The following is a 21,884-nucleotide window of genomic DNA, read 5'->3' as shown; positions in this document are numbered from 1 at the left end:
CAACATATGCGTCGTTGGCAATCGACGGGATTGGCCGGATTGATCGTGGCGGCTTCGACCGCCAATCTGGCTTGGGCAGATCAGCCGCATGACAAGGGCCTCAGCCTGCAGGCACCGGTCACCGAAGTGGCCCGGGACATCACATTCTTTCATGATTATGTGTTGTTGCCGATCATCGTTCTGATTTCGCTGTTTGTGGCTGGCCTGCTGGCCTACTGCATCATTCGCTTTAACAAGCGGGCGAACCCAGAACCCGCCAAATTCACGCACAACACGACGATCGAGATCGTGTGGACCATTATTCCGGTCCTGATCTTGGCTGGTATCTCGGCCTATTCCTTCCCGCTTTTGTACAAGGAAGATCAGACACCGGCGAAATATGACATGACGCTGAAGGTCACTGGCCACCAGTGGTATTGGAGCTATGAATATGTCGACGCCGAGGGCGTTGGCTTTGATTCCAATATGCTGCCAGAGGCCGACGCCAAAGCGGCGGGTAAGCCTTATCTGCTCGGCACTGACAATGCGGTGGTTGTGCCGGTTGGCAAAGTGGTGCGCGTTCAGGTAACGGCCTCTGACGTGATCCATTCTTGGGCGATGCCCTCGTTCGGCGTGAAGATGGACGCGGTGCCCGGGCGCTTGAATGAAGCGTGGTTCCGCGTTGACAAGCCCGGTCTTTATTACGGACAATGCTCGGAAATCTGCGGCGTGAAGCATGCTTACATGCCGGTTGAGATCAAAGCCGTGCCTCAGGCTGAGTTCGACGCGTGGATCGCATCGCAAAAATCGGCTGATGCAGGGTCCACCAACCCGGCAGCGGTTCAATTCGCTGCCACCCAGCCTGCTTCGACCGCAACGGCTCAAGCCAACTAAATCTCAGGGACACATAAAACATGGCAAGCACTGCTGCTCATCTTGAGGCCCCCGCGATGGCGGATTTGAGTGACCGGCCTTCGGTCTTCAATCCCATGCGTTGGCTGTTGTCGACCAACCATAAGGACATTGGCACCATGTACCTCGTGTTCGCGATTTTCGCGGGCATTTTCGGGGGTGCACTTTCCGGCATGATCCGGATGGAGCTGATGGAGCCTGGTCTGCAATATTTCGGCGTTGCCGGCGATCCGACCGCGCAAGGCCCTTGGGGCAATGCCCATAATTATAATGTGGTCGTCACCATGCACGGCCTGATCATGATCTTCTTCATGGTCATGCCTGCCATGATCGGGGGCTTTGGCAATTGGTTCGTGCCGCTGCAAATCGGTGCGCCCGACATGGCCTTCCCCCGGATGAACAACATTTCCTTCTGGTTGCTGCCATTCTCCTTTGCACTCGGTGCGCTGTCGATGGTGGTGCCAGGCCAAGGCGCTGACCCCGGTTTCGGTGGTGGCTGGGTGCTGTATCCGCCACTGTCGACCTCGGGCCACAACGGGCCGTCGATGGATTTGTTGATCCTGTCGTTACATATTGCCGGGATCAGCTCGATCCTGGGTGCCATCAACTTTATCACCACCATCTTCAACATGCGCGCGCCAGGCATGACGTTGCACAAGATGCCGCTGTTTGTTTGGTCTGTGTTGGTGACGGTGTGGTTGCTGTTATTGTCGCTGCCGGTGCTGGCTGGTGCCATCACCATGCTGTTGACCGACCGCAACTTTGGCACGGGCTTCTTCGACCCCGCCCAAGGTGGTGACCCGATCATGTACCAGCACTTGTTCTGGTTCTTCGGTCACCCTGAAGTCTACATTCTGATCCTGCCCGGCTTTGGCATTATCAGCCATGTGGTTTCGACCTTCTCCAACAAGCCAGTGTTCGGCTATCTGGCCATGGCCTATGCCATGGTGGCCATCGGCTTCATCGGCTTCATCGTGTGGGCCCACCACATGTATACAGTTGGGATGGACGTCGATCTGAAGGCCTATTTCGTGGCTGCGACCATGATCATCGCAGTGCCGACCGGCATCAAGATCTTCTCGTGGATTGCGACCATGTGGGGTGGATCGATCGACTTTAAGACGCCCATGTTGTTTGCGATTGGCTTCATCTTCCTGTTCACCGTTGGCGGTGTGACCGGTGTGGTGCTGGCAAATGCCGGGATCGATACCGTGCTGCATGACACCTATTATGTGGTGGCTCACTTCCACTATGTGTTGTCGCTCGGTGCGGTGTTCGCCATCTTTGCAGGCTTCTACTATTGGATCCCCAAGATGAGCGGCCTGAAATACTCCGAGCTTTTGGGTGCAGCCCATTTCTGGGTGATGTTCGTTGGCGTGAACTTGATCTTCTTCCCGCAGCACTTCCTGGGGCTGCAAGGCATGCCACGGCGCTATGTCGACTATCCAGAGGCTTTGGCCTACTTCAACCATATGTCCTCAATCGGCTATTTGGTCACAGTAGCAGGCATGGCGATCTTCTTCATCATGCTGCTCGACATGTTCGTGCTGCGTCGCCGTCCCGCCGGGGCAAACCCCTGGGGCCCAGCAGCCACGACATTGGAGTGGACTTTGTCCTCGCCACCGCCATTCCACCAGTTCTCCGAATTGCCAAAGGTCGAGGCCAAGGATCACCACTGATCCAGCTTCGGTCTCTCACCAGACTTGGCGCGCTCCCGGAGGACCACTTCGGGAGCGCGTTTTGTAGAAGGCCACCATGACCGATATGTCTGCCCCCCAAGCGCCGGGCCAAGCCCCGCCAGACCGTGAGCCCCGTCAGCGCATTGCTGATTGGAAGGATTATCTCGACCTGATGAAACCGCGGGTGATGTCGCTTGTCATCTTCACCGCGGTAGTCGGCTATATTTGCGCGCCCGCAGACCATAATCCCATTCTGGGTGCGCTGGCGGTGTTTGCCATTGCCATGGGGGCGGGGGCCGCCGGCGCGCTCAACATGTGGGTGGATGCCGATATTGATGGGCTGATGAAACGCACCCGCATGCGGCCTGTGCCTGCTGGAACCGTCCATAAGGACGAGGCTTTGGCCATGGGTATTGTCATGAGCATTCTGTCGGTGCTGCTCTTGGCATTGACTGGCAAGGGTTATTTGGCGGCAGGCCTTTTGGCCTTCACCATCTTCTTCTACGCCGTAGTCTATTCCATGTGGCTCAAACGCTCGACCCCCCAGAATATCGTGATTGGCGGGCTGGCTGGAGCCTTACCACCCTTGGTGGCCTGGGCGGCAGCGACCGGCACCATGCCATTGGACGCTTGGCTTCTGGTGGGCATCATCTTTTTGTGGACGCCACCTCATTCCTGGGCGCTGGCGCTTTACAAGGCCGGTGATTATGCCTCAGCCAATGTACCGATGATGCCTGTTGCCAAGGGTGCGGCGTCGACCCGGCGGCAAATCTTTGCCTATTCAGTGGCCTTGGTCATTGTCGGTGCTGCCCCTGTGATCACCGGCCTTGGCGGGGTCATTTATGCGTGGGTGTCAATTTCAACCGGTCTGGTCTTCCTTTTGCTGGCGTGGCGGGTCCTGCGGTCCCGCGCGGGGGATTTGGATGGCAGGGAAGAGGGCCGGGCACTTTATTCTGACAAGCAAATCGATAACCGCCCAGCGCGGGATTTGTTTGCGTTTTCGTTACTTTACTTGACCGCCCTGTTTGCCGCATTGCTGTTCGAGCATGGGTTTGGGTTGCACAACACTGTGTTCGGGTGATCGACGATGTTGCTGCGTTTTCTGCTGAAATGGTCAGGTCATCCAACGCTGATGGCTGGCCGGTTAGAAGGGATCGTCCATGACTGAGAAAGCCCCTCTCGACCCGGTTGCCGCGCGCAACCGCCGCAGCATTGCGATTGCACTTAGCCTGTTTGCCTTTGTGGCAATCGTCTTTGTGGTCACCATGGTCCGTCTGCAGGGCCATGCCCTGAACAAGCCATTCTGAGGAAGGTGAGGCTGATGGCGATGTCGCGCACTGCCCGCTTCGGCTTGATGGCCGCGATGGTCCCGCTCGCCATGTTGGGCGCTGCCTATGCCGCGGTGCCTTTGTATCAGCTGTTTTGTCAGGTGACCGGCTATGGCGGTACCACACAAGTGGCAACCGAGGCGGCTTCCAAAGTGCTGGACCGTACCATCCAAGTCCGGTTTGACGCCAATGTGGCTCCCGGAGTCCCTTGGTCATTCAAACCAGAAAAGCCAGTGGTTGACTTGAAGCTGGGCGAGAATGGCCTTGCGTTTTACACCGTCACCAACCAGTCCAATCGCCCGGTGACGGCCGTAGCGACCTATAATGTCACGCCGCACAAGGTGGGTCCCTATTTCCAGAAGCTTGAATGTTTCTGCTTCCAGGACCGCACGCTGCAACCTGGCGAAAGCATGGAATTGCCGGTGATTTTTTATGTCGATCCGTCCTTGGCGACGGATCGAAATGTGGATGATGTGACCTCGGTCACCTTGTCCTACACCTTCTTCGAAGCCGGGGATAAAGCCATTGCGCAAGCCCAGGCTGGGGAGACGACCAAACCCGTTTCAAGCCAGTGAGGGAAGCTGAAGGATAACGGCTTTCCAAACTTGCCTCTGCTGGCAGGAACGCGCTAAACGACGAAATGAACTTGGGGATTCCCGTGCTGATAAGCCGGGATTTAGTACAGGGCCAAAACATGGGTCACGCCGCCGTAAAACATGATTACCACCTCGTCGATCCGAGCCCATGGCCGATCGTCTCGTCTTTGGCACTTTTCGTCCTGGCGATTGGTGCTGTTGTCTTCATGAAGGGCTTTGTTGATGATCCGCTGTCGATCATCCAAGGCTATTTCGCCAATGAAGAGGCTGCCAAGGCCGCTTTGGCCGGTGGCTGGAAAGCCGTTGAAGCGGGATTGCAAGCCAATGCTGGCTTCCAAGACCTTGATCCTGCACTGCAGGCCAAGACCATCGCCGACTTTAAGACCTCGCAGCAATGGTACTGGCTCTTGGGCAAGGGTGACCCGATCATTTTGGTGGGCGGCTTCCTCTTCACCCTCTATGCCATGGCCTCGTGGTGGGGTGATGTGATCAAGGAAAGCCACAAAGGCGACCACACGCCTGTCGTCGGCATTGGCCTGCGCTATGGCATGATCTTGTTCATCGCCTCTGAAGTCATGTTCTTCGTGGCATGGTTCTGGATGTTCTTCGAAGTGGGTCTGTTTGCCGACGAGCGTACGCTGTCGACCATCCCAGAAGTGGCTGAGGCATGGGCTAATTGGCCGCCAACCGGTGTTGAAACGCTTGATCCGTTCCATCTGCCCTTGATGAACACGCTTGTGCTGCTCTTGTCGGGTACCACCGTGACGTGGGCGCACCATGCGCTGCAAACTGGCAATCGTAAGTCAGCCCAACTCGGTCTGTTGATCACTGTCCTGCTCGGCATCAGCTTCACCGGCCTGCAAGTTCTTGAATATCAGCATGCCCTGCATGAAGATTATTTCGGCTTTGGCGGTGAAACCGTCGGCGTCTATGGGTCGTCTTTCTTTATGGCGACTGGCTTCCATGGTGCCCACGTCATCATCGGCACACTCTTCTTGGCCGTCTGTCTGTTCCGTCTGATGGCAGGCCACTTCACCCCGCAAAAGCATTTCGGGTTTGAAGCAGCTGCATGGTATTGGCACTTCGTGGACGTGGTCTGGTTGTTCTTGTTTGCCTTTGTCTATGTGGCCTTCGCATAAGGTCTGAATGACAAGCGATCTTCATAGCGGGCGGGAGGCAACTCCCGCCCGTTTTGTTTGGATCTATCGGGATCATCAAGTGCGCAAATCCTGTGCGCGTGGGTTGTTGGTTATGCTAAAGCCCTGCAAGCAAAACCCGTCGGAGCCGATTGAGCCAACATGACCATCAGTGTGTGGAAATCAGGATTATTGAGCCGCTGCCCCAATTGCGGTCAGGGCCCCTTGTTTCAGGGGCTGTTGAAAATCCGCGACCAATGCCCGTCCTGTCAGGCAGACTTGTCCGTCGAAGATTCAGGCGATGGCCCCGCGGTCTTTGTCATTTTGGTTGCAGGTGCGATTTGTGTGCCTTTAATCCTGATCTTGGAATTGATTCTCCGACTGCCCATCTGGGCGCTGATTTTGTTGTCCTTGCCGATCATCTCCGGCGTCTGTTTGGCTTTGTTGCGTCCATTCAAGGCTATGTTGTTTGCCATGCAATGGCGCTATCGGGCTGGCGAGGGCCGGGTGGTGGGAGGCGAAAGCCGTGAGTGACCAGCCCCCGCGCGATCAGCCTGACAACTGGGTTCCGGCAGGTTTGAAAGTTCGTGGCAGCAAGTCTGGCTCCACGCCACCCAGCCCAAAGCCGGTGCGCGCCCAACAGGCCCCGGCTGAATACAGCACAGACTTGGCGGCTGAACCGGTGCCGCGCTTGCCCCAGGTCCCAGATCACGGCTCAGGCAATCCACCGGCAGGCGAAGAGCCGGGTTTCCGACCAATGCCAGTCTTGACCATCCTGACCCTCATATGTCTGGCTATTCTCTACGTGCTCGGCAATTGGCAATGGACCAAGTTTGTCGACAAATCGCGCGCCCCGGTTGTGGCGGCGGCCTCTGAACCGGCGTCGGTGTCGGCGGCGCTGCAATCCCCCACGCCAGAGTTTGTCCAAGTGCAATTGACTGGCGTGGCTGACCCGCGCAGCGTTCAGGTTCGTGCGCTGCGTGACGGGATTGCTGGCTTTCGGCTGTTCAGCCCGGTGGTGATGGACGACGGCTGGATATTTGTGGATCGCGGCTTTGTCGCCGAGGCCGATGTGGCCAAGGCCCCACCTGTTTCAGGGCCCGTCAATTATCGCGGCATTCTGCGCAAAGGTGCCAAAGCCAACAGCTTTACCCCCGACAATGATCCTGCCCGGCAAGATTGGTTCTGGCCGGATTTGTCAGCCATGGGGGCCAGCCTCAAGCTGATTGGCGGCTCGCCTTCTTATTATGTTTCCCTGACACTGGTTGATCCACTGGCCACGGGTCAAAGCGAGATTAACCCTTGGGCAGATAGCAAGGGGGCCAATCAAATCCCCCCCGAACGGCATTTAGGCTATGCTTTGACATGGTGGGGGTTTGGCTTCGCGCTCATCGGGGTCTATACGGGGCTACATCTGCGTACTGGCCGACTTCGGTTCACGCGCAAACCCGGCTGATAGGTTTCTGGCCTCAACACAAAGCAAGATCATGCGTTACATCTCCACCCGTGGTGGCTCACCGTCGGTTTCCTTTTTCGATACATTGCTAACCGGTCTTGCCCCCGATGGCGGCCTTTATGTGCCCGAGGGCTGGCCAAGCTTGAGCTCTGAACAGATTAAGGCAGCAGCGACTGCGCCCTATGCAGAAACTGCCGCTGCAGTCCTCAGACTATTTGCAGGCGACGAGCTTAGTGACGCTGACGCCATTGGGCTGACCGAGGAAGCCTATGGTGGCCAATGGGCCAATCCCGGCATCACCCCGCTTCAGCAAGTGGGCCCCGGGGAATACATCCTTGAATTATTCCATGGTCCGTCCTTGGCATTCAAGGACGTGGCGATGCAATTGCTGGCCGGCCTTTATGCCCATGCGCTGGAGGCCCGAAATGCCCGCTTGTCCATCGTGTGCGCCACATCGGGCGATACTGGTGGGGCCGCCGTTGAGGCCCTGAAAGGGGTCGACCGGATTGATCTGTTTGTCCTCATGCCAAAGGGCCGCGTCTCAGACGTTCAGCGCCGCTTCATGACGGCCTCTGGCGGGGACAATGTGCACGCCCTGTCGATTGATGGTGATTTTGATACCGCGCAAGCTCTGGTGAAGGCGATGTTTGCCGATCAGGCTTTTGCCCGAGAAGTTGCGCTTTCTCCCGTCAACTCGATCAATTGGGCCCGGATTTTGGCCCAGTCGGTTTATTATGTTGTGACCGCATCGGCTTTAGCTGTGGCAGGCCCTGTTAATTTCACCGTGCCATCGGGCAATTTTGGTGATGCTTTGGCCGGTTATGTCGCCAAAAAGCTGGGCGCACCGATTGGGCGCATCATGATCGCCACCAATGCCAATGACGGGATTGCGCGGGCGTTCGAAACCGGAACCTATGCCCGCACCAAGGCCAGTATTGCCACCTTGAGCCCGGCAATGGACATTAGCGTGGCCAGTAATTTTGAACGCATCATCCATGAAGCCGTGGGGCGCGACGGCGCAGTGCTCAAGCAGCTTTACGATGGTTTCGCCCAAAGCGGCTCGCTTGATTTGCCCGGTCCTGCGCACGACATGCTCAAGGCCCATTTTGACGCTTTTGGCGTGGATGATCAGGAAACACGCTGGGCCTTGGCGGATTGCTATGAGCAGACCGGCGAAGTGCTCTGCCCGCATACAGCCGTGGGTTGGCGGGCGCGCTTTGGGGGTGATGAAGTGACAGGGCCGCGCGTCCTTCTCGCCACCGCACATCCGGCCAAATTCCCCGAAACTGTCGATTCTGTTTTGGGCATTATGCCTGCTCTGCCGCGTCATTGTGCCGATCTTTATGAGCGGGCCGAGGCTGTGGTGGATCTTCCGGCCGATCTGAGTGCCGTCAAAGCCTATATCCGACAAAACATCGGCACGGCGGCATGAATGGCGCAGAGCTGATCACGCTGCCCAATGGCGTTCGTCTGGTAATGGACCCGATGCCGGGGCTTGCGAGTACCTGTGTCGGTGTATGGGTCAAGGCGGGAACTCGCAGTGAAACGCAAGCCGAGAATGGCATTGCCCATTTGCTGGAACATCTGGTGTTCAAAGGGGCAGGGGGCCGCGATGCGCGCGCTTTGGCCGAAGCCGCTGAAGGGCGGGGCATCTATCTCAATGCCGCAACCGGTTATGAGCGCACGGGCTTTTTCGCCCGTTGTTTGGCCGATGACACTGCCTTTGCCTTAAGCCTAGTGAGCGATTTGGTGCTGCGACCGCATTTGCGCGCTGAGGACCTCGCGCTTGAGAAGGGCGTGGTCCTTCAAGAGATTGGCGAGGCGTTTGACGATCCCGAAGACCGGTGTGGCGTCTTGCATCAAAGTGCTGCATTTCCCGGCCATGCGTTGGGACGGCCCATTTTGGGTGATGAGGCAAGCCTTTCAGGGATCACACTTGATCATATTCACGCGTTCCGAGCCCGCATGTATGGCCCAGCCAATATGGTGGTCGCGGTTTCAGGTTCCTTGGACGACAAGGCTATCCTTGAACAGGTTGAGACCGCTTTCGGTGATCTCACCCCAATGCCAGCCCATCCGGCAGAGCCACCAAAGCCTGCCGGGCGGGCTTTGAGCGAAATGCGCGATGCTGAGCAAGTGCATTTGACCTTCTCCCTTCCCGGACCCCGGCTGGGCAGTGATGCGGGCATGTCAGCGCGCGTGATGTGCGAAATCCTCGGCGGTGGGATGGCCTCGCGCCTGTTTCAGGATTTGCGTGAAACCCACGGCCTTGTCTATTCGGTTGAGGCCTATGCTGATCTTTACGAAGATGCTGGGCGGATTTGTGTGTCGCTTGGGTGCGGATCTGCGGCGGCGAGCGATGTGGCACGGCGAACGGCGGATCATTTGATTGCTCTGGCCGAACAAGGGCCGACCGAAGAGGAAGTCCGCCGCGCCGTCCGCATCCTCGAGGCCAGCATGATGATGGGGGCTGAAAGCCCTGCAGCGCGCTGCGAGGCAGCGGTCAGCCAGACATTGCTTTTCGGCAGACCGCTGGCCTTAAACGAAGTTGCAGAGCGAATTCGCCGGGTCGATAAAGCTGCCGTTCAGGAACAGGCGCGGGCCGCTGTTGCCGCCGGTGGTGAGGGCCTTGCCGCAGCTGCAGCAATTGGGCCCACCGCAGGGCTTGCCGCCGCCCCCCTTTTCGCGGCAAGGTTTGGATAAGTTCCAAAGGCGGGCCATGTCCTGATGTTCCTCAATCTGGTCAATCAAGCAGAAAGCAAGCTGCGCCTTGAGGGTGAGGGGGTCTATCTGCGCGAGGCCACCAAAGCCGATTATCAGGCTTGGGCTGAACTGCGCGCGGCCAGCCGAGATTGGTTGGTGCCGTGGGAGCCGGAATGGCGGGTCGATGAGTTATCCCGCGCCTGTTACCTCTGGCGGCTTCAGGGTTGGCGGCATGACATGAAGCTGGGCATGGCTGCGCCGTTTCTGGTGTTCAGAAGCCGCGATGACGCGCTGGTGGGCGGGGTTAACATCTCCAATATTCGTCGCGGCGTGGCACAAGATTGTACCATTGGCTATTGGGTCGGCGCACCCTTTGCCCGGCAAGGCCTGACGCGCGCCGCCGTGCGGGCCGTGGTGGCCTATGCGTTCGGACCCTTGGGGCTGCATCGGGTTCAGGCAGCATGTGTGCCAACCAATCAACGCTCACGCGGCCTTCTGAAAAGTTTGGGCTTTCGCGAGGAAGGATTGGCGCGCAGCTATCTCAAGATTAACGGGGCTTGGATGGACCATGTCCTCTACGCCATACTGGCAGAAGAATTCCACGAAGGCTTGTTGAAGGCATAAGGGGCTTCTGCCTGACATGCTGCCTGTCACGCCCGCCCGGCATTCTGGGAGATTTGCCAAGGCTCAAGGCCGAACCGGCTGATCGCATCTTCCCATTTGTCATCCAGATTGGCGGTGGCAAAGACGGCATCAATATCTCCGTCGGTGACGAGCCAAGCATTGTCCATGATTTCGGCCTCAAGCTGGCCTGCGTCCCAGCCCGAATAGCCCAGCGCCAACGTTGCACGGCTTGGTCTGATGCCATGTGCAATGGCTTGCAGGACATCGCGCGTGGCTGTCATGCGTAACCCACCCATGATCGGATTTGTGGTTTCATCGCTGGACCAGTCATCGGTATGCAAAACAAATCCGCGGTCGCGTTGGCACGGTCCACCATCCAGCACGGGGATTTCTGGAACCCGGATCGAACAATCAATCCCCAATTGATCCAGCAGGTCGGGTAGCATGAGTTTGGGCATGGCCCGATTGATGACGATCCCCATGGCGTGGGTCTCATCATGGTCACACACGAGGATGACTGATCGCTTGAAGCGCCGATCCGCCATCGTGGGCGTTGCAACCAGAAAGCGTCCTACCAGTGAATTTTTCATGAGGGCGATGGTGTTGCCAAAATCCCGGCGTGTCTAGCCTGAATTTTTGATTCACGCTCTATAAAATAGGTCCAAATTGTCGCACCTTGTGACAAGTGGTCCAAGATTTAGCCGTTGAGTCCTACGAAAGTGACTTTGAAACAGCCTCGTCATCGACTAAGCATGCCGAGCGCAGGGGGTGCGGTGGCCAACCGGCAGTTGCGAACCCGACCTGCCTAGATGGAGTAACAGCATGACGATCAAAGTGGGCGACAGCCTCCCCGAAGCGACTTTCATGGTTCCCACCGCCGATGGCCCGGCCCCGCGCACGACTGCGGATATTTTTGCTGGCAAGAAAGTGGCATTGTTTGCCGTCCCCGGTGCGTTTACGCCGACCTGCTCAGCCCGCCATCTGCCATCCTATAAAGAAAAGGCCAGTGAGCTTGCCGCCAAGGGCGTCGACGCCATTGCCTGTTTGTCGGTCAATGACGCGTTTGTCATGGGCGCTTGGGCGAAGGATCAGGGCGTGACCGACGACATCATTATGTTGGCCGATGGCAGCGGTAATTTTGCCAAGGCCATTGGTCTTGAAATGGACGCCAGCAAGTTCGGCATGGGCGTGCGCTCTCAGCGGTTTTCACTGGTTGCTGACAATGGCGTTGTGACCCATTTGTTTGTGGAAGCCCCCGCCGAATATAAGGTCTCTGGCGCTGAATATATGCTTGAGCATATCTGACGCTTGGCTGAATCACGCTCGCACAATCAAAAGGCCCAGACGTTAGGTCTGGGCCTTTTTCGTGGGCGCGGCTGAAAGATCAGGAAGCCGGGGTCCAAGTCTGGCCGACGCAGATCGGGCCGACACAGCCTTTCACCTCAAGCTTGCCGTCCTTTTTCAGGCGGAATTCGCTGCGATACGTCTTGCCCTCGGTCGGGTCATAAATCTGGCCTCCGGTGAACTTGCCATCGGGCTGGGCGGTGAAACCGGTCAGGATGGATAAGCCAACGATCGAGCGCGACCGCAGATTGGGATTGGGGTTTTTGGTGTCGGTGGTCGGCGCATTGCGGTCAGCGCGTGGGCCGGGGCCGACAATGCGCCCGCACGTTTTGGTGCCGCAGGCAACGATTTGGATGATGCCGCTGCCATTGGCTGTCACCCAGCGTGTGCCGTGCAAATCATTGGCCAAAGCGGGACTGGCGAGAAAGAACAAGACTGGGGCAAAGCCGAGGGCAAGTTTTGTCATGATGGGTTGCCTCTGGATGGGATGGGGGGATTTAGCAGAGCATTTTATGCGCGCTTTGGCTTCGCTTCAAGCCAAAGTTGTTTGTCGATTGGTGGTGCCGCAGAAGGTGGCTGCGGCGGGCTTGATGATTCGCAGTCAAAGCCCCATTGTCATTTTCCATGTCCCGCTTTGACCGATCATTCATCGATGACGTGCTGACGCGCGCCTCCATCCTCGACGTGGTGGGCCGCAAGGTCAGCTGGGACAAGCGTAAGTCGAATGTGGCGCGTGGTGATATGTGGGCCTGCTGCCCATTCCACAATGAAGGCACGCCCAGCTTTCATGCTGTGGAGTCCAAAGGGGCTTATCATTGCTTTGGATGCGGCCAGCACGGCAATGCCATCGACTTTGTGATGGCAACCGAAAACATCCCATTTCCAGAGGCTGTTGAGCGTTTAGCCCGCGATTTGGGCATGCCGCTACCCGCACGTGACCCCCAAAGTGTCGGTCGAGATGATCAAGCTAAGCGGCTGGTAGAGGCTCTGGCTGCCGCCCAATCTGCTTTTGCGCAAGCCTTGCGCAGTCCAGACGGGGCCAAGGCGCGGGCATATTTGACGCAGCGTGGTCTCAACGAAGCTGACTGGGATCGGTTTGGCCTTGGCTACGCCCCCAACAGCCGCACCTGGTTGAAGGACCGCTTGACCCAAGGCGGCCATCAGATAGCTGATTTAGTGGAAGCAGGACTGCTCAAACAGCCCGATGATGGTGGAGCACCGTTCGACTTTTTCCGGGGTCGGGTGATGTTCACCATCGGTGATACGCGGGATCGGCCAGTATCGTTCGGGGCGCGGACACTCGATCCTGATGGTCAGCCCAAATATTTGAATGGCCCGGATTCGCCTGTCTTCAACAAGAGCCGCAATCTGTATCGTTATGCCCAGGCGCGCGCGGTGGCCAAGGACAAGCCCATTGTGGTGGCTGAAGGCTATATGGATGTGATCGCATTGGAAAAAGTGGGCTTTGCTGCCGTGGCACCCTTGGGAACCGCTTTGACCGAAGATCAGCTGGGCCTGATTTGGAAAGCCTCCAAGCGGCCAGTCCTGTGCTTTGATGGTGATAAGGCTGGCCTGAAGGCCGCCGAGCGCGCGCTGGATCGGGCCTTGCCACTGGTATCGGCGGATCGGACCTTGGCTTTTGGCTTTCTGCCAGAAGGCCAGGACCCCGATGATCTGATCAAGGCCAAGGGGGCAGGGGCTTTGGAAGACGTGCTGGAAGCAGCCTTGCCACTGGGACGCTTCCTGTTTCAGCGCGAACAAGAGCGCGAGCCTCTGGTCACGGCTGAGGCTCGCGCAAGCTTGCGCAAGCGTCTGCGGCGTCTGACGGGGCAAGTGACCGACCCTGACTTGCAACGCGAATTGAATGAAGATGTGCGTCAACAATTGGATGCCTTGTTCGCCGCAGAACCTCGTCCGGCTTTTGTACCTCGCGGCAAGGGACGTGGCGGCGAGCCGGCGATTATGGGCAGCGCAACGGCTGAATTACGTTTGAAGGTGAAGTCCGCAACTGCGCGACCCAAGCGGGCGCTGATTGATCTTGTAACTGCCCCTTTGCGTGCACCTTATTTGCTTGATGGTCATGAGGAAGTGTTTGGGCGGCTTGTGTTGGATCATTCAGGCCTTGATACGGTACGTCACGGTCTTTTAGACCTGCATCATGCCGGAACAGCTATTGATTTTGACGCCTTGCGTCTCCATCTGACAGGATTAGGTCAAAGCGAAGCGGTCGGCCTGCTCGATGAGGTGCGGCGGTCGCCGGTCAATCCCCACGCCCGCCCCGGGATCGGTGCGGATGTGTTGCGGCGAGGCTGGTTGACAGCTTTGCAGCGCATGGAGGCCGAACGTGCGCTGGCATCAGATGCAGCCGAGGCTGTGTCGGCGGCTGGTAGTGGTGATGAAGCGGCTTTCGAGCGGCTGAAGCGGTTGGTGGGAGAGCGGCGCGCGCTGCGGGCTGAAGAGGTTGGTGGCGCTGAGCCGGTAGAAGGTGGCAGAAATATCTTGTCACTGCCTGCCGAGGATTAAGGGTTTAGGTCTGGGCATTGCCCGGCTTTGAGGTGTAAGGCCGTCTACACAGACGGTTAACAGAACGGTGTCTATGGCTGACCTTCGCGCGAAGTTCGGCTATAGGGGCCACAACATTCGGGTTTTTGCCAGCCTGACTCACCGGTCAGGCTGACAAATTATGGCAACCAGGTGCGTCCTGTGACGACAGGGCAGATCCAAGAGGCGGCACGTTCATGGTAGAAAAAGTTGAAGAAGCGCAATCCGCAGAAGCTCCCGATGCGCCCCTTCTGGACTTGAACAATGCAGCGGTGAAGAAATTCATCAAGGCTGGCAAGGCACGTGGCTGGGTCACGGTCGATGAACTCAACAAGATTTTGCCGTCCGAGGATTTCACCTCCGAGCAGATCGAAGATGTGATGGCCCAATTAAGTGAAATGGGCGTCAATCTGATTGAGGCTGAAGAGGATGCGCAGGAAGAAGGTGGCGAGGTTGCCACGGTTTCTTCTGCCAATGCCGCTGTCGTGGTCCAAACTGGCAATACCAAGGAAGGCCAAGACCGGACCGATGACCCTGTGCGCATGTATTTGCGCGAAATGGGTGCGGTGGAATTGCTCTCGCGCGAAGGCGAAATCGCCATTGCCAAGCGGATCGAAGCCGGTCGCGACGCGATGATCCGCGGCCTGTGCGAAAGCCCGCTGACCTTTGAAGCCATTATGGTTTGGCGCGACGAATTGCAGACCGGCCGTGTGCTGTTGCGCGAAATCATCGATCTTGAAGCCACTTACGGGGCTGAAAATGCGCCCCCTGTGGTGGAAGAGGAGGAAGAGGAAGAAGAAGAGGTCCTCTCCAATTCTGATGATGAAGATGATGAAGATGGCGGGCGTGCAGCCCGCGCTGCGCGCGCTGAGGCCGAGGAGGACGAAGGTGCCGCCTTGTCCATGTCGGCCATGGAAGGCGAATTGCGCGATGGCATCATGGGTATCCTTGATACAGTTGCCGCCCATTTCGATGCCTTCCGCGCGCTGAAGGATCGTTCGCTGGAAGCCCGTATTCGCGGTGAAACCATCACCGAAGATGATCTGGCAGCGATGGATGCGCTGCAGAACAGCATTATTGATGAGTTGAAGAGCCTGAAACTCAACAATGCGCGGATCGAAGCATTGGTTGAACAGCTCTATACGATCAACAAACGCTCCATCGGCCTGGAAGGCAAGCTGATGCGTTTGGCCGAGACCTGCGGGATTGCGCGGCCAGACTTTGCCAAAGCCTATCAGGGCCATGAGATGGATCCTGCTTGGCTGGACGGTGTCAAAGACAAGTCCAAATCCTGGACCCGCTTTGCCATCGAGCAACGCGACAAGGTCGATGAAATTCGCCAAGAAATCTTCACCTTGGCCCAAGAAACCGGGGTGCCAATCGACGAGTTCCGCCGCATTGTGCAAACCGTGCAAAAAGGTGAGCGCGAAGCTCGTCAGGCCAAGAAGGAAATGGTGGAAGCCAATCTGCGGCTGGTGATTTCAATCGCCAAGAAATACACCAATCGCGGCTTGCAATTCCTCGACCTCATTCAGGAAGGCAATATTGGTCTGATGAAGGCGGTCGATAAGTTTGAATATCGCCGCGGATACAAGTTTTCCACCTATGCGACATGGTGGATTCGCCAAGCCATCACCCGCTCGATTGCCGATCAAGCCCGCACCATCCGCATCCCGGTGCATATGATCGAAACCATCAACAAGCTGGTGCGCACGTCACGGCAAATGTTGCACGAGATTGGCCGCGAGCCGACGCCAGAGGAATTGGCCGAAAAGCTCGGTCTGCCGCTGGAAAAAGTCCGAAAGGTGATGAAAATCGCCAAAGAGCCGATCAGCCTTGAAACCCCGATCGGGGACGAGGAAGACAGCCATCTGGGTGACTTCATCGAGGACAAGAATGCGATCTTGCCGGTCGAAGCGGCCATTCAGTCCAATCTGCGCGAAACCACCACACGGGTGCTGGCCAGCCTAACCCCGCGTGAAGAGCGCGTTCTGCGCATGCGCTTTGGCATTGGCATGAACACCGATCACACGCTGGAAGAAGTCGGTCAGCAATTTAGTGTGACGCGCGAACGCATCCGCCAAATCGAAGCCAAGGCATTGCGCAAACTGAAGCACCCGTCACGGTCACGCAAACTGCGCAGCTTCTTGGACAATTAAAGCCAGGTCGCGCGGGTGCTTTGTTGAGATGGCAGATGGCGTCAGCCGATCCGGGATCTCATAACGCCCGCCCGCAATAAGGTCCCCGATCTCCGCTTCGCTTCGGCGGCGATGACATCGTTTGGTTTTGTCAGTCTCTACAATACCGCACACATGATTTGGCGAGCGGCAAGGCTATACGCTGCACGTGGTTCTGGTTACCCCTCCGTTGCACCCCCCCCCTCTCTCCAGGCCAGATCATCAGCAGCCCCATCAATGCAATCCTTGTGGCCAGGTGCTATAACCTTCGGGTAAATTGTCTGATCGCTCGGCTGCATGACGGAGGTGCCGTGAAAGTCACTACTATTTCTGCCGAGTCGCTCACGCATGAGCAGATTGCGTGCTGGGTTGGTTTGCAGGCGGAGACCAAGGCGTATGGTAGCCCGCTGGTTGGGCCGTATTTCGCACAGCTTGTGCACCGCCACCGCGGCGATGTTACTATCGCGATCGCCTCGGAGGCTGGGGCTGATGTGGCTTTTCTGGCCTATCACCGTGCAGGCCGAGGCGATTTGTGCCGCCCAGTCGGTTGGCCATTTGGGGATTACCAGGCCATCGTTTGCCACCCGTCTTATCGTCTTAATGTTGAGACTTTTCTGCAAGGGGCTGGCATAAATCGCCTTCGGGTGACTGGTCTCATGGATCCGACCGGATTGATTGAGCCCAATGTCTTGACCCCCGCTTTAGGTTTTCGCATCCACCTTGCGGGAGGTGGTGAAGCGACCATGGAGCGCTTGCGGCAGGCCAATCCAAAATGGGCGAAGAATCTGCGCCGCCTCGCCAATAAGTTGAACCGCGAACTCGGCCCGGTTCGCCTCGTGTTGGAGGATCGCGACCCGGCCAATCTTGACCAGATTCTCAAGCTGAAGGTTAATCAATATCATGACAGCGGCATGACCAATGTCCTGCGTCCTGCATGGGTGCGGGGCATGATGCAGGACTTGATCAATCAACCGAGCCGAGACTTTGGCGGCTGCCTCATCACCATGTTTGCCGGTGATTATCTGGTGGCGGGCCAATTTGGTGTTCGCCAGGGCTCCTGGTTTCACCCTTGGATCGCCTCGACCTGCCCAAAGGTTCACGCCTATTCCCCGGGCATTGTCTTTCTCGGTCAGATGCTGCGCAACAGCGATGCAATTGGGCTTGAAACCATTGATCTTGCCCAAGGTCACAGCCATTACAAGTCCCAATTCGCGCGCCATCCCATTACCGTTTTTGCCGGAGAAGTGGGAGCCCAAGCTCGCGCGGCCTCCCACGCACCTGCAGGTTTTTCCAAACTCGTGAGCCAACGACTGGACTTAATTGCCGGTTTAGAGCCAACATTGGCAGGGCGCTTGCATGCGATGACACAGGCGGTGTTGACTGCCCCGCGCCGTCTTGCATCGCGCGCGCACGAAAAAGACGTTCACAGAGCAGAAACTGATGACCACAGCTGATCCCATCGTTACTTGGCCAAAGGATGTTGGCGACCGATTTGGCCGCGAAACACTTGTGCTTCCTCATAACTTGCATCAACGGCAGATGTTCTCAGACCAGGGGCTGATCGACCTTCTCGACACCTATCCGCGTGAGAAACTGGGTGTCTTTACCATGGGACATGATCCTGTGGATTGGCAGTCTTGGCAGGTGGGCCAAGCAGGTGACATGGGTGGCAAGGACTTGCTGGCTGCGGTCGAGGCTGGACGGATTTGGCTCAATCTCCGTGCAGTCAACCAGCATCTGCCAGCCTATGATGGGTTATGCGAGGCGATTTTTGCCGACAAGGAAGCCCATGTCAGTGGCCTGAAGACGATGAAGCGTGATTTGGGCGTGCTGATTTCCTCCCCCAATGCGCAAGTTTTTTATCATTTGGATTCTCCCTTGGTCAGCCTCTGGCAGATCCGTGGAACCAAGCATGTCCGTGTCTATCCCCCTAAAGCCCCATTTGCGCGCCCAGAGCAGATTGAAGCTGTTGTGCTGCGCGAAACAGATGAGCAAATCCCATTTGACCCGGCGTGGGACAAGGAGGCTCAAGAGATCACGCTTGAGCCGGGAATGATGGTGACGTGGCCGCAAAATGCACCTCATCGGATCGTCAATGGGCCGATGGTGAATGTGTCCTTGTCGGTCGAATTCATGACGCCCGCAGCCCTTCTTCGGGCCAATGTCATCTACGCCAATGGCGTCTTGCGGCGGCGCTTTCAAATGGAGCCTGAGATCCAATCCGGGCTTGATCCGCGCGCGCTTGGCAAATTTGCCCTTGCCCGCGCCTTTAAGGCCGCTGGACTTCAGAAAGCCCATGAGCATCGCTTGGTGCCCAGCTTTGACTTGCGTGACCATGTGCCCGGCACGCATCCAGGTCGGCCGGGGTGATGTGACTTTAGCCTGCCATGAGAAATTGGTAGGCGATCACAAACTCTCGCGCCCAGAAGGCTTCGCCATGTGTGCCATCCTCAACGATGCGCGACATGATATCCTTTCGCGGGTCATAGCCGATTTCGCTCAAGGCTTTGATCATGGCGGGAACGTCGCGGGCAAACATGCCGGGCGGGTCATTGCCGACTTTCTCATCCCGCCCGCATGTTAGAAAGACTTTTGCCCCAGGTCTGTGGCATTTCTGCTGGCGTGCCAGATCATCAAGCCTCGGCTTTAGCCAAAGTGGTGTTGAAAATGCACCCACTTTGCCAAACACATCAGGTCGCATAATCCCGCCATATAGGGCCAAAGTGCCGCCAGAACTCGCCCCCATGATGGCTGTATTTGTTGCGTCCGGCTTGGTGCGGAAGCGTCGATCGATCAACGGCTTGAGGTGGTCGGTCAAAAAAGCCAGATAGGCATCAGCCTGTCCGGGCACTTCCGGCCATGGCAAAATGGGGTGATATTCGGCCGTCCGATCAGCCCCGCCATTATCGATTCCTACCACGATCGCACCAGAATCTCCGGCTTTTTGGAGCCGGTCCAGCGTTTCATCGACCTGCCATTCACCTGCATAAGACGTCGCCCGATCAAACAAATTCTGGCCATCCTGCATGTAAATCACCGGATAGCGGGTGGTTGAGTGGCCATAATCAGCGGGCAAATAGAGCCAAATCCTACGCTTTCTCCGCAGGGTGGGCATGTCCATGGCTGGATCGAGGATGCGAACCTGGGCGCTTCGGGTGGAAAGCGGTGACTCAGAACCCGCACAATTTGTCAGAAAACCAAGCGAAATCAGACCACCTCCAAGGAGTTGTCGGCGGGTCAAGTCATCAACATAAGTTGAAGCTGCGGGATGGGCCATCATTTGTTTTCGCTCACCAGTTAGGATATAGTATAGTCTGATCGACGAAACTGGTTCTGCCGTCGCATGGTCCTTTTTGCCCGCTTTTGCAAGCGGGGCCTTGCCTGCTTCCATTCTTCCAAGACGCCGTATCCCGTGCCGGTTCACGCACGGTCACTTGGGTTGTAGGCACAATGTGCCACAATCCCATTGAGAGAAAGGGTCAGCCAATGGCGACCGGAGTTGTTAAGTGGTTCAACGCGACCAAGGGCTATGGCTTTATTCAGCCGGACGCTGGTGGCGGGGACGTGTTCGTTCACATCAGTGCTGTAGAGCAATCTGGCCTGGCAGGGCTGAATGATGGCCAAAAAGTCAGCTATGAACTGAAGACCGAACGTGGCCGGACTGCGGCGACTGAATTGCAAGTGATCTGAAGCCATTTGTGTCAGGTCACAAAAGAGGGCAGGGGCAAAGGCTCCTGCCCTTTTTTGTTGGTGCGGAGGAGCTGATCGCAGCCTTTACTCCGCCGGTTTCAAGCCAGACCCGACCCGACTAATCGCGGTCAATTCTCCCCCGCAATTTCTTGACTTCGCCGCGTTGGGATTTGGCAGAAAGCCGCTTTTCTTGAGCGGCGCGGCTGGGCCGGGTCTTTTTGCGCGGGGGTGGTGGCGGGACGCTGGCCCGATTGACCAGAGCCTGCAATCGGGCGCGGGCATCAGCCCGATTGCGCTCTTGGGTGCGATAGGTTTGCGCCAACAGCACAATCACCCCGTCCTTGGTCGCCCGCGATCCCGCAAGCCGGATTAGTCGGGCGCGCACATCGTCTGGCAAGATTTGGCTTGCCTGCGCATCAAAGCGCAACTCGACCGCAGTTGAAACCTTGTTGACATTTTGCCCGCCGGGGCCGGACGCGCGCACGAAACTCTCACTCAATTCGGCTTCGTCGATGCGATAAAGGGTCGGTCGGTCCATGCATAACCCCTTTATACCCACGCATAATTGAAGCTGATTGAGACACGCTTGGCCTTGGCTCGATTGAGCACCACTTCATGGCGCAGCCAGCTTTCCCAGAGGATGATCTCGCCTTCTTGCGGGGTGAGAAACACAAAGGGCTGCAGGTCCAGAGCGGCTTCAGGCAGGCGGGTCGGTGCGGCCATCATCATCGCAAGGCGCGGATCTTCTAGTTTGAGAGCCGATGCCCCATCCGGCAGCGTTACATAATAAGTGCCTGAGATCACACTATGGGGGTGAATATGGCCCGTATGAATGCCTCCCGGCGGCAATAGGTTCACCCACAAACTATCAAGTTTCAGCTTGCCACCGGCCAGATCAAACCCCACGTCGTCCGCAAAGCGAGCTGCGTGACGATCCAGTCGCTTCTTCAGGTCGCCAAATGCGCTTACCCGTGTCGGCAGATCATTCAAGGAAGCGTAGGATGTATAGCCCTTATAGCCATTCTCGCGGCACCAGCGCCGGCCGGCAACGTCTTCCTGCTCCAGCATCGTGCAAGCATCGGCTAATTCCTGGCGCAAAAGATCGGGATCGCGCCCGCCAAGTGGGGCGCGATAGAGCCGGGTGGCAAAAAGGGATAAGGTCTGGGCCATGCCCGCTCATATCGGTTTCAGACTGGGAAGGGAAGTTGGCTCTGGGCGCTATGTCTTCCTAACGCTTACGCGTTTCGGTGTCGGGCAACACATGCTCTTGATTTCAAGCAGCCTTGGGTTTCCGGTGCAGTTGATGACGGTGATCGGCTCATGTCAATTCACCAGCATCGAGACACCCCGCGGCATGAAGTCTGCAGGGTGACAGCTACAATAAGGTGATCATCGGCACTGGCCAGCGGCGGGGCGGGGGTAAGGGCGGGGGTCGGTTTCGACTCTTCTGGGTGATCTGAAAACCCATGGCATCGAAGGTGGCGCTGATTTCATGGCCGCGTCGGGCCATGATGCGGGGGCGCTCTTCAGGGGCGAGCATGGGGCCGGGACGGCGGCGGGCGAGGGAGTAGGCCAAGCGTTTGGCCTTGGCGTGGGGGTCGGTGGCGATGGCCTGCAGCAGGTCCAAGCGCCGCAACCAGTGGCCGATGGGCACAGGGGCGGGGGCAAAGTAAAAGGGCCGCACTTGGCCTGTGATGGCCCTGTCCAGCGCCTCAAACC

Annotated in this window: 23 protein-coding genes; 17 read left to right on the top strand and 6 right to left on the bottom strand. The window is 57.5% G+C overall.

Annotated features, from left to right (window positions below):
- The first annotated feature begins 6 nt into the window (after positions 1-6).
- The 11 genes from coxB to PbB2_RS00065 all read left to right on the top strand — a co-directional run bounded on the left by coxB (position 7) and on the right by PbB2_RS00065 (position 10,413).
- Complete coding sequence (gene coxB / locus PbB2_RS00110) at positions 7-873, top strand: cytochrome c oxidase subunit II (protein ID WP_108983264.1); 867 nt, start codon at positions 7-9, stop codon at positions 871-873.
- A 56-nt stretch (positions 874-929) separates the two neighbouring features.
- Entirely contained in the window at positions 930-2,570 is a 1,641-nt protein-coding gene (ctaD, locus tag PbB2_RS00105) for a cytochrome c oxidase subunit I (RefSeq protein WP_108983839.1), read from the top strand.
- Between the two features lie 85 nt (positions 2,571-2,655).
- Positions 2,656-3,651: a heme o synthase gene (locus tag PbB2_RS00100; protein ID WP_108983838.1), complete on the top strand. Its 996-nt coding sequence runs from the start codon at positions 2,656-2,658 to the stop codon at positions 3,649-3,651.
- A gap of 79 nt (positions 3,652-3,730) precedes the next feature.
- Positions 3,731-3,877, top strand: a complete 147-nt coding sequence (locus tag PbB2_RS15965) for a hypothetical protein (protein ID WP_192576078.1) — start codon at positions 3,731-3,733, stop codon at positions 3,875-3,877.
- A 14-nt stretch (positions 3,878-3,891) separates the two neighbouring features.
- Positions 3,892-4,473, top strand: a complete 582-nt coding sequence (locus PbB2_RS00095; protein WP_108983263.1) for a cytochrome c oxidase assembly protein — start codon at positions 3,892-3,894, stop codon at positions 4,471-4,473.
- Positions 4,474-4,592: 119 nt separating this feature from the next.
- Complete coding sequence (locus tag PbB2_RS00090; RefSeq protein WP_238164775.1) at positions 4,593-5,633, top strand: cytochrome c oxidase subunit 3; 1,041 nt, start codon at positions 4,593-4,595, stop codon at positions 5,631-5,633.
- Between the two features lie 159 nt (positions 5,634-5,792).
- A complete protein-coding gene (locus PbB2_RS00085) occupies positions 5,793-6,164 on the top strand; it encodes a DUF983 domain-containing protein (protein ID WP_108983262.1) in 372 nt (123 codons plus the stop codon).
- Entirely contained in the window at positions 6,157-7,086 is a 930-nt protein-coding gene (locus PbB2_RS00080; RefSeq protein WP_108983261.1) for an SURF1 family protein, read from the top strand. Before PbB2_RS00085 ends, PbB2_RS00080 begins: the two co-directional genes overlap by 8 nt.
- Before the next feature lie 31 nt (positions 7,087-7,117).
- Complete coding sequence (gene thrC, locus PbB2_RS00075; protein ID WP_108983260.1) at positions 7,118-8,518, top strand: threonine synthase; 1,401 nt, start codon at positions 7,118-7,120, stop codon at positions 8,516-8,518.
- Positions 8,515-9,789, top strand: coding sequence for a M16 family metallopeptidase (locus PbB2_RS00070; RefSeq protein ID WP_108983259.1), 1,275 nt, complete (start codon positions 8,515-8,517; stop codon positions 9,787-9,789). Before thrC ends, PbB2_RS00070 begins: the two co-directional genes overlap by 4 nt.
- A 24-nt stretch (positions 9,790-9,813) precedes the next feature.
- Positions 9,814-10,413 (top strand): GNAT family N-acetyltransferase, encoded by a 600-nt coding sequence (locus PbB2_RS00065; protein WP_108983258.1) that lies wholly within the window; start codon positions 9,814-9,816, stop codon positions 10,411-10,413.
- A gap of 26 nt (positions 10,414-10,439) precedes the next feature.
- On the opposite strand, the gene PbB2_RS00060 is transcribed toward PbB2_RS00065, so the two are convergent.
- Positions 10,440-11,003 carry a YqgE/AlgH family protein gene (locus PbB2_RS00060; RefSeq protein ID WP_108983257.1) on the bottom strand — a complete coding sequence of 188 codons (564 nt, stop codon included), beginning with the start codon at positions 11,001-11,003 and terminating at the stop codon, positions 10,440-10,442.
- 232 nt (positions 11,004-11,235) lie between these two features.
- Here PbB2_RS00060 and PbB2_RS00055 point away from each other — a divergent pair, with 232 nt between their 5' ends.
- Positions 11,236-11,718, top strand: coding sequence for a peroxiredoxin (locus tag PbB2_RS00055; protein ID WP_108983256.1), 483 nt, complete (start codon positions 11,236-11,238; stop codon positions 11,716-11,718).
- Positions 11,719-11,797: 79 nt separating this feature from the next.
- On the opposite strand, the gene PbB2_RS00050 is transcribed toward PbB2_RS00055, so the two are convergent.
- The gene (locus tag PbB2_RS00050) at positions 11,798-12,223 is read right to left on the bottom strand and encodes a DUF2147 domain-containing protein (RefSeq protein WP_108983255.1); all 426 of its coding nucleotides are present in this window, start codon (positions 12,221-12,223) and stop codon (positions 11,798-11,800) included.
- A gap of 158 nt (positions 12,224-12,381) precedes the next feature.
- Between PbB2_RS00050 and dnaG the strand changes: the two genes are divergently transcribed.
- The 4 genes from dnaG (at position 12,382) to PbB2_RS00030 (ending at position 18,845) form a co-directional block, all read left to right on the top strand.
- Entirely contained in the window at positions 12,382-14,280 is a 1,899-nt protein-coding gene (gene dnaG / locus PbB2_RS00045; RefSeq protein WP_108983254.1) for a DNA primase, read from the top strand.
- A gap of 215 nt (positions 14,281-14,495) precedes the next feature.
- On the top strand, positions 14,496-16,457 hold the full coding sequence (gene rpoD / locus PbB2_RS00040; RefSeq protein WP_108983253.1) for an RNA polymerase sigma factor RpoD: 1,962 nt from the start codon (positions 14,496-14,498) through the stop codon (positions 16,455-16,457).
- Positions 16,458-16,786: 329 nt separating this feature from the next.
- Positions 16,787-17,929, top strand: a complete 1,143-nt coding sequence (locus PbB2_RS00035) for a GNAT family N-acetyltransferase (RefSeq protein WP_108983252.1) — start codon at positions 16,787-16,789, stop codon at positions 17,927-17,929.
- Positions 17,916-18,845, top strand: coding sequence for a hypothetical protein (locus PbB2_RS00030; protein ID WP_108983251.1), 930 nt, complete (start codon positions 17,916-17,918; stop codon positions 18,843-18,845). The genes PbB2_RS00035 and PbB2_RS00030 overlap by 14 nt, the downstream gene beginning before the upstream one ends.
- Positions 18,846-18,852: 7 nt before the next feature.
- Here PbB2_RS00030 and PbB2_RS00025 read toward each other — a convergent pair whose 3' ends face one another.
- Entirely contained in the window at positions 18,853-19,866 is a 1,014-nt protein-coding gene (locus tag PbB2_RS00025) for an alpha/beta hydrolase (RefSeq protein WP_108983250.1), read from the bottom strand.
- A gap of 95 nt (positions 19,867-19,961) precedes the next feature.
- On the opposite strand from PbB2_RS00025, the gene PbB2_RS00020 reads away from it, so the two are divergent.
- A complete protein-coding gene (locus PbB2_RS00020; protein WP_108983249.1) occupies positions 19,962-20,165 on the top strand; it encodes a cold-shock protein in 204 nt (67 codons plus the stop codon).
- 118 nt (positions 20,166-20,283) lie between these two features.
- Here PbB2_RS00020 and arfB read toward each other — a convergent pair whose 3' ends face one another.
- The 3 genes from arfB to PbB2_RS15955 all read right to left on the bottom strand — a co-directional run.
- Positions 20,284-20,703, bottom strand: a complete 420-nt coding sequence (arfB, locus tag PbB2_RS00015) for an alternative ribosome rescue aminoacyl-tRNA hydrolase ArfB (RefSeq protein ID WP_108983248.1) — start codon at positions 20,701-20,703, stop codon at positions 20,284-20,286.
- Positions 20,704-20,714: 11 nt separating this feature from the next.
- Entirely contained in the window at positions 20,715-21,335 is a 621-nt protein-coding gene (locus PbB2_RS00010; protein WP_108983247.1) for a TIGR02466 family protein, read from the bottom strand.
- 205 nt (positions 21,336-21,540) lie between these two features.
- Positions 21,541-21,884: hypothetical protein (locus PbB2_RS15955; RefSeq protein ID WP_192576077.1), on the bottom strand; the 344-nt coding region annotated here is incomplete at its 5' end.

Source organism: Candidatus Phycosocius bacilliformis, from assembly GCF_003112735.1.
Classification (GTDB): domain Bacteria; phylum Pseudomonadota; class Alphaproteobacteria; order Caulobacterales; family Aquidulcibacteraceae; genus Aquidulcibacter; species Aquidulcibacter bacilliformis.
Note: the sequence above shows the minus strand (reverse complement) of the source record. Positions and strands in the feature narration are given on the sequence as shown.

Excerpts from the sequence above, each read along its gene's own strand:
- coxB (WP_108983264.1), top strand. The coding sequence starts at position 7 with ATGCGTCGTTGGCAATCGACGGGATTGGCCGGATTGATCGTGGCGGCT.
- ctaD (WP_108983839.1), top strand. The coding sequence starts at position 930 with ATGGCGGATTTGAGTGACCGGCCTTCGGTCTTCAATCCCATGCGTTGG.
- PbB2_RS00100 (WP_108983838.1), top strand. The coding sequence starts at position 2,656 with ATGTCTGCCCCCCAAGCGCCGGGCCAAGCCCCGCCAGACCGTGAGCCC.
- PbB2_RS15965 (WP_192576078.1), top strand. The coding sequence starts at position 3,731 with ATGACTGAGAAAGCCCCTCTCGACCCGGTTGCCGCGCGCAACCGCCGC.
- PbB2_RS00095 (WP_108983263.1), top strand. The coding sequence starts at position 3,892 with ATGGCGATGTCGCGCACTGCCCGCTTCGGCTTGATGGCCGCGATGGTC.
- PbB2_RS00090 (WP_238164775.1), top strand. The coding sequence starts at position 4,593 with ATGGGTCACGCCGCCGTAAAACATGATTACCACCTCGTCGATCCGAGC.
- PbB2_RS00085 (WP_108983262.1), top strand. The coding sequence starts at position 5,793 with ATGACCATCAGTGTGTGGAAATCAGGATTATTGAGCCGCTGCCCCAAT.
- thrC (WP_108983260.1), top strand. The coding sequence starts at position 7,118 with ATGCGTTACATCTCCACCCGTGGTGGCTCACCGTCGGTTTCCTTTTTC.
- PbB2_RS00070 (WP_108983259.1), top strand. The coding sequence starts at position 8,515 with ATGAATGGCGCAGAGCTGATCACGCTGCCCAATGGCGTTCGTCTGGTA.
- PbB2_RS00065 (WP_108983258.1), top strand. The coding sequence starts at position 9,814 with ATGTTCCTCAATCTGGTCAATCAAGCAGAAAGCAAGCTGCGCCTTGAG.
- PbB2_RS00060 (WP_108983257.1), bottom strand. The coding sequence starts at position 11,003 with ATGAAAAATTCACTGGTAGGACGCTTTCTGGTTGCAACGCCCACGATG.
- PbB2_RS00055 (WP_108983256.1), top strand. The coding sequence starts at position 11,236 with ATGACGATCAAAGTGGGCGACAGCCTCCCCGAAGCGACTTTCATGGTT.
- PbB2_RS00050 (WP_108983255.1), bottom strand. The coding sequence starts at position 12,223 with ATGACAAAACTTGCCCTCGGCTTTGCCCCAGTCTTGTTCTTTCTCGCC.
- dnaG (WP_108983254.1), top strand. The coding sequence starts at position 12,382 with ATGTCCCGCTTTGACCGATCATTCATCGATGACGTGCTGACGCGCGCC.
- rpoD (WP_108983253.1), top strand. The coding sequence starts at position 14,496 with ATGGTAGAAAAAGTTGAAGAAGCGCAATCCGCAGAAGCTCCCGATGCG.
- PbB2_RS00030 (WP_108983251.1), top strand. The coding sequence starts at position 17,916 with ATGACCACAGCTGATCCCATCGTTACTTGGCCAAAGGATGTTGGCGAC.
- PbB2_RS00025 (WP_108983250.1), bottom strand. The coding sequence starts at position 19,866 with ATGGAAGCAGGCAAGGCCCCGCTTGCAAAAGCGGGCAAAAAGGACCAT.
- PbB2_RS00020 (WP_108983249.1), top strand. The coding sequence starts at position 19,962 with ATGGCGACCGGAGTTGTTAAGTGGTTCAACGCGACCAAGGGCTATGGC.
- arfB (WP_108983248.1), bottom strand. The coding sequence starts at position 20,703 with ATGGACCGACCGACCCTTTATCGCATCGACGAAGCCGAATTGAGTGAG.
- PbB2_RS00010 (WP_108983247.1), bottom strand. The coding sequence starts at position 21,335 with ATGGCCCAGACCTTATCCCTTTTTGCCACCCGGCTCTATCGCGCCCCA.